Origin of the sequence: Mesorhizobium sp. M7A.F.Ca.AU.002.02.1.1, from assembly GCF_003998535.1 — a bacterium.
GTDB classification, from domain to species: Bacteria; Pseudomonadota; Alphaproteobacteria; order Rhizobiales; family Rhizobiaceae; genus Mesorhizobium; species Mesorhizobium ciceri.
Map to the genome: position 1 here is coordinate 1 of NZ_RZPB01000373.1, position 5,950 is coordinate 5,950.

7 protein-coding genes are annotated in these 5,950 nt (G+C 63.7%); 1 reads left to right on the forward strand and 6 read right to left on the reverse strand.

The annotated features are described in order from the left end of the window. The 5 genes from EN879_RS21345 to EN879_RS21365 form a co-directional block, all read right to left on the reverse strand. Positions 1-430, reverse strand: a 430-nt coding sequence (locus EN879_RS21345) for a sodium/proton-translocating pyrophosphatase (protein WP_206520974.1), incomplete at its 3' end; no start/stop codon positions are given. A gap of 239 nt (positions 431-669) precedes the next feature. Further along, a complete protein-coding gene (locus EN879_RS21350; RefSeq protein WP_013532238.1) occupies positions 670-1,419 on the reverse strand; it encodes an ABC transporter permease in 750 nt (249 codons plus the stop codon). Continuing rightward, entirely contained in the window at positions 1,416-2,354 is a 939-nt protein-coding gene (locus EN879_RS21355) for an ABC transporter ATP-binding protein (protein ID WP_013532239.1), read from the reverse strand. Before EN879_RS21355 ends, EN879_RS21350 begins: the two co-directional genes overlap by 4 nt. After that, entirely contained in the window at positions 2,351-3,514 is a 1,164-nt protein-coding gene (locus tag EN879_RS21360; protein ID WP_063167768.1) for an ABC transporter permease, read from the reverse strand. Before EN879_RS21360 ends, EN879_RS21355 begins: the two co-directional genes overlap by 4 nt. 55 nt (positions 3,515-3,569) lie before the next feature. After that, positions 3,570-4,481: an ABC transporter substrate-binding protein gene (locus EN879_RS21365; protein ID WP_013532241.1), complete on the reverse strand. Its 912-nt coding sequence runs from the start codon at positions 4,479-4,481 to the stop codon at positions 3,570-3,572. Positions 4,482-4,685: 204 nt separating this feature from the next. Between EN879_RS21365 and EN879_RS21370 the strand changes: the two genes are divergently transcribed. Next, on the forward strand, positions 4,686-5,258 hold the full coding sequence (locus EN879_RS21370; protein WP_013532242.1) for an NADPH-dependent FMN reductase: 573 nt from the start codon (positions 4,686-4,688) through the stop codon (positions 5,256-5,258). A gap of 8 nt (positions 5,259-5,266) precedes the next feature. On the opposite strand, the gene EN879_RS21375 is transcribed toward EN879_RS21370, so the two are convergent. After that, positions 5,267-5,950: MFS transporter (locus EN879_RS21375; RefSeq protein WP_164774502.1), on the reverse strand; the 684-nt coding region annotated here is incomplete at its 5' end.

The following is a 5,950-nucleotide window of genomic DNA, read 5'->3' on the forward strand; positions in this document are numbered from 1 at the left end:
GGTAGTAGATCGACACGCCGAGCAAGGCGAGGCCAGCAACCAGCATGCCGGTGATGGCGCCCGATTTGAACGCGATGTCGAGGCCGGCAGCGAGACTGTTCGATGCGGCCTGCGCCGTGCGAACGTTGGCGCGAACGGAGACATGCATGCCGATGAAGCCGGCGGCGCCTGAAAGCACCGCTCCGATCAGGAAGCCGATCGCGGCGGTGATGGACAGCAACCACCAGGCGAGCACGAGGACGACGACGCCAACGATGGCGATGGTGGTGTACTGACGCGCCAGATAGGCTTGTGCGCCCTCGCGGATAGCCGCGGAGATTTCCTGCATGCGTGCATTGCCCTGATCGGCCGCAAGGACCGAACGTGTCGCCCAGATGGCGTAAAGGATTGAAAGCAGGCCGCAGGCGATGACGGCGGAAATAATTGTCATTGCCGGATTTTCCTCGATTGATGGCCCAAAAGAACCCCTCCCTGGGCCGTTGAGACAAAGACCGGATTCCGAGCACGGAATCCGCCTCTTCGCAGCGGTGTATGCGAAACAGGGCTGCGAACGTCAAGATATTGTTCGGTTTTTGCCCGGCTTTCGCCCAAATGGTTGGGACCAGGCGGCGGCTGCCGTCAGCACCCTGCGATTAGATCGATTGAAATTAGCCCTGACGCAGGGCGTGGCTACTCTGCCTCCCGGCCCATCCGGCGCGCCGTGTAGCGCTCTATGGCCGACAGGCCGTCATAGATCAGCACGGCAAGGGCTGCCACGATCAGGCCGCCCTGCAGGATGAAGGCGAGATTGTTGGATAACAACCCGGCGATGATCACTTCGCCCAGCGTTTTGGCTGCCACGGTCGAACCGATGGTCGCCGTGGCAAGGCTGATCACCACCGACAGCCTGATGCCGCCGAGAATGATCGGGGCGCTGAGCGGCAGCTCGACCTTGGTGAGCCTTTGCCAACCGGTCATGCCGGCGCCGCGCGCCGCCTCGACGACGTTGGCAGGTAGCGTCGTCAGGCCGGTCAGCGCGTTCTCGAAGATCGGCAGCAGGCCATAGAGAAACAGCGCGATCAGTGTCGGCTTCTCGCCGAAGCCGACGGCCGGCACGGCGAGTGCCAGCACCGCCACGGGCGGAAAGGTCTGGCCGATGTTGACCAGGCTGCGCGACAGCGGCAGGAATTCGGCGCCGGCGGGCCTGGTGACCAGGATGGCAAGCGCCACCGCAACGATGGTTGCTGCCACGGTGGCGATCAGAACCGTGCGCAAATGCAGCAATGTCAGCGTCAGCAGGCTGCCCTGGTTGTAGATCACCGGCGCATTGTTTTCGGTCAGCGGCTTCAGCAGCGGCACGAACCAGCCGGGATTGGTGACGAAGGCAACGAGCAGCATCACCAGGGCAAGTCTGAGCAGCGATGGAAGCCAGGCCTTCATGCGGGCCTCGCCGCGCGCTTCACCAGCCCGTCGACGGTGACGCGGCCAAGCGGCTTGCCATCGGCGCCTTTGACCGGCAGCGCCGGCCGGCCCGTCCACAACAATTCGGCCAGCGCGTCACGCTGGCTGGCGTCGCCGGGGATCGCCTCGCCTTCGGCGGAGCCCTTCTCCACGGCATCGCGGACCCGACCGAGCGACAGCAGCCGGAACGGCCTTTCGCTGGCGCCGACCAGGGTCTCGACGAAGGCGCTTGCCGGCTTTGCCAGGATCTCGGCGGGCTTGGCGTATTGCACCAGCTTGCCGGCATCCATGACCGCGATCTTGTCGCCCATATGCACGGCCTCTTCCATGTCGTGGGTGACCAGGATGATGGTGGTGCCGAAGCGCTTCTGGATCGCCAGCAGATCTTCCTGCGCCTTGTTGCGGATGATCGGGTCGAGGGCGCCGAACGGTTCGTCCATCAACAGCACGTTGGGCTCGGCGGCGAGCGCGCGGGCAACGCCGACGCGCTGTTGCTGGCCGCCGGACAGTTCGTGCGGATAGCGCGGCCCGAAGGCTTCGGGGTCAAGCTGATAGAGCGTCATCAGTTCGTCGACCCGGGCCTTGATGCGGTCCTTGTCCCAACCGAGCAGCACCGGCACGGTGGCAATGTTCTGCGCCACCGTGCGATGCGGGAACAGGCCGTGGCCCTGGATGGCGTAGCCGATGCTGCGGCGCAGCTCATAGCCGGGCAGCGAACGATTGTCGGCGCCGTCGAGCTTGATGATGCCCGAGGTCGGCTCGACCAGCCGGTTGATCATGCGCAGCAGCGTCGTCTTGCCGGACCCGGACGTGCCGACAATGACGGCGATGGTGCGCGGCTCGATGACCATCGACACGTCATCGACCACGGTCGTCGCGTCATAGCGCTTGGTAATGCCTTCGATCTCGATCATGCCGTTTCAACCCTGCGCCTGGTGGCGGTCATTTCGATCACCGCATCGAGGATGATGGCGGCGGCAAAGGCGAGCGCGACCGTTGGCACCGCGCCGAGCAGCACAAGGTCCATCGCCGTCTGGCCCACACCCTGGAAGACGAATACGCCGAAACCGCCGCCGCCGATCAGCGCGGCAATGGTGGCGAGGCCGATGTTCTGCACCAAGACGATGCGAATGCCGGTCAGGATCACTGGAAAGGCCAGTGGGAACTCGACGCCGAACAGGCGCTGCCTGTCGGTCATGCCCATGCCGCGCGCGGCGTCGTTGGCCGCGCGCGGCACGCCAGCGAGACCGACCACGGTGTTGGCCACCACCGGCAGCAGCGAATAAAGGAACAGCGCGACGAAGGCGGGTGCGGTGCCGATGCCGCGAATGCCGAGCGCGGCAGCCCCCGGCACATGCGTGGCCACCCAGCCGAGCGGCGCGATCAGCAGGCCGAACAGCGCGATCGAGGGAATGGTCTGGATGATGTTGAGCACGTTGAGAACCCCGGCGCGCAGACTTTCGACACGATGGCAGAGAATGCCCAGCGGCAGGCCGACGACCACTGCCGCAAGCAGCGACCCTAGCGCCAGCGTTACATGCTTGGAGCCCTCCGCCCAGAAACTGTCGGCGCGGTTGAAATATTCCTTCAGGATCGACAGATTGTCCCAGCTTCCCGAAATCAACAGCAGCCCGATCGCCAAAGCCGAGACCGCAAGCACGCCAACTCGTGCCAATGGCGACAGGTCCAGCCGTGTCAGCACATCGGCGAGCAAAAGCGTGAAGGCAAAGATCAGAATCCAGAAACCGGAGGCTGGCGAAACTCTCGCAAAGGTGTTGCCCTCCGGCGTGAGGAATGTTCCGGCGACGCCGATCAGCAGCGCGAGCGCGGCAAGCGCCACCACGCTGGCGGCAAGGCGCAGCGAAAGCGGTGTCTTGAACAGCGCGATGAGTGCTGCGGCGACGATCATGACGAGCAGCAGCGTCCCGGTGGTTGCCGGCAGCGCCTCGAGAATCGAGCGCGCCTGGCCGGGGACGATGCGGTTGGCACGGAACGTGGCAAAGGGCGCGGCAAAAGCCGCGTAGGCTGATATAGCGGCGATGACCACGCCGAGCTTGTCGAAGCGGATGTTCACGCCCTCCCCCGTCAGTCGATCCGGCGCGCCACGAAAGCGGCGCGCCGGAATCGTCCTACTTCAGGAAGCCGTTCTTCTTCAAAAAGTCCTCGGCGACGCCCTTGACCGGCTCGCCGCCGACCTGCACGCGACCATTCAGCTCCTGCAGCGTGACGAGGTCGAGCTTGGCGAAGACCGGCTTCAGCAGCGTCTCGATCTCGGGATGTTGCTTCAGCACCGCTTCGCGGATGATCGGCGCCGGCTGGTAGACCGGCTGCACGCCCTTGTCGTCGTCGAGCACGACGAGCCCGGACGGTGCGATGCCGCCATCGGTGCCGTAGACCATGGCCGCATTGGCGCCGTTGGTCTGGTTGGCGGCCGCGGCGATGGTTGCCGCGGTGTCGCCGCCTGAGAGAGTGATCAGTTGGTCCGGCTTCAGCGTGAAGCCATAGGTGGTCTGGAAGGCCGGCAGTGCAGCCGCCGAATTGACGAACTCGGCAGAAGCCGCCAGCACCACCTGACCGCCGCCCGCGACATATTTGCCGAAGTCGGTGAGCGTGGCGAGCTTGTTGGTCTCGGCGACTTCCTTGCGCAGCGCAATCGCCCAGGTGTTGTTTGCGGGCGACGGCGACAGCCAGACGATCTTGTTGGCGTCGTAGTCGAGCTTCTTGGCCGTTTCATAGGCCTTGGCGGCATCCTTCCAGACCGGGTCGTCGGCCTTCTCGAAGAAGAAGGCGGCGTTGCCGGTGTATTCGGGATAGATGTCGATCTCGCCAGCGGTGATCGCCTTGCGCACCACCGGCGTGCCGCCGAGCTGGATGCGGTCCGATGTCTTGATGTTGTTGGCGTTGAGGACGAGCTGGATGATGTTGCCGAGCACGCCGCCCTCGGTGTCGATCTTCGAAGAGACAACCACCTGGGCATTGGCGGAAGCCACCGTGATGCCGAGCGCCAATGCCGCGCCGGCCAGAAACTTGACTGAAAACATTGTGGAACCCCTAGCTATGAACCGAAACGCGATGACCGCATATGAGCATGGCTTCAACGGCCAGTCGGGGCACACGGTTTCATAACAAGGGGGATCAGCGCAATATTTTTGTTCGGAAGGCCGATTTTGAGGCGACGCTGGCGATCTGCTGCCATCTGGCGGATAATGCCATAGGGTGCGGGTGGCAAACACGGAGAGCGTGTCATGGCCATACACAAAGTCGGCTACCTCATCGGAAGTCTTGCCCGGGAATCCATCAACCGCAAGCTCGCGAAGGCGCTCGTTCAACTGGCTCCTCCGGAACTTGAAATGACGGAAATCGCCTTCAGGGATCTGCCTCTTTACAGCTACGATTATGATGCGGATTTCCCGCCGGTCGCCCGGGATTTCAAAAAGGCGATCGCGTCCGTTCAGGCCGTCCTGTTCGTTACCCCGGAGTACAACCGCTCGATCCCTGGCGGATTAAAGAACGCGATCGACTGGGCGAGCCGCCCCTATGGAAAGAATTCATTCGCGCGCAAACCGTCCGCCGTCATCGGAACATCGCCGGGCGCCATCGCAACCGCTGTCGCCCAACAAAGCCTGCGCAGCGTTCTGAGCTTCTGCAACTCACCCCAGATGAATGCGCCGGAAGCCTATATCCAGTTCACGCCGGGACTGATAACGGACGACGGCGAAGTGACGGTCGAATCCACCGAGGACTTCCTGCGCAACTACATGGCTGAGTTCCATATGTTCATAGCGAGGGTGCTTCAGGTGTTGCCGCCGGACGCATAGGTTTGGCGTCAAGCCGGGCGCGCGCTCGTCACCTTCAGCGCGCCCAGCGCCACGAAGCACAGGACGGTGACCGGAAAGACTATCCAGTTCAGCATCTCCCAGCCCCAGGCGTTGTAGACCATGCCCGACATCAGTGAGGCGCAGGCGACGGAGCCGAACAGGACGAAGTCGTGGAAGCCTTGCACCTTGCCCTTTTCCGACGGCCGGTAGGTGGAGGCCACCATTGCGGTCGCGCCAATGAAGCCGAAGTTCCAACCAAGGCCCAGCAGGATCAGCGACGTCCAGAACTGCCACAGCGCCAGGCCCGACAGAGCGACAATGGCGCAGCCGATGAGCAGGATCAGGCCGGTGGTCACAATGCGTTCGGCGCCGAAGCGATGGATCAGCGAGCCGGTGAAGAAGCTTGGCGCAAACATCGCCATGACGTGCCAGGAGATGCCGAGCGTCGCGTCGGTCTCCGACAGTCCGCAGCCGACCATGGCCAGCGGTGCGCCCGTCATGACGAAGCTCATCAGCGCGTAGCTGCCGACCGCACAGAAAAGCGCGGCGACGAAACGCGGCTGCGTGACGATTTCAGCCAGTGGTCTGGCGTCGCTGTCGGCGATCTCCACCTTGCCGGATGCTTTCGCCGGCAGCCGCAGGAAGGACAGGATGATGGCGCCGACGGCGGCCAGCGGCAGGATGGACACGAA

Bases quoted from the DNA above. Each gene is read 5' to 3' on its own strand.
- EN879_RS21350 (WP_013532238.1), bottom strand. From the start codon at position 1,419: ATGAAGGCCTGGCTTCCATCGCTGCTCAGACTTGCCCTGGTGATGCTG.
- EN879_RS21355 (WP_013532239.1), bottom strand. From the start codon at position 2,354: ATGATCGAGATCGAAGGCATTACCAAGCGCTATGACGCGACGACCGTG.
- EN879_RS21365 (WP_013532241.1), bottom strand. From the start codon at position 4,481: ATGTTTTCAGTCAAGTTTCTGGCCGGCGCGGCATTGGCGCTCGGCATC.
- EN879_RS21370 (WP_013532242.1), top strand. From the start codon at position 4,686: ATGGCCATACACAAAGTCGGCTACCTCATCGGAAGTCTTGCCCGGGAA.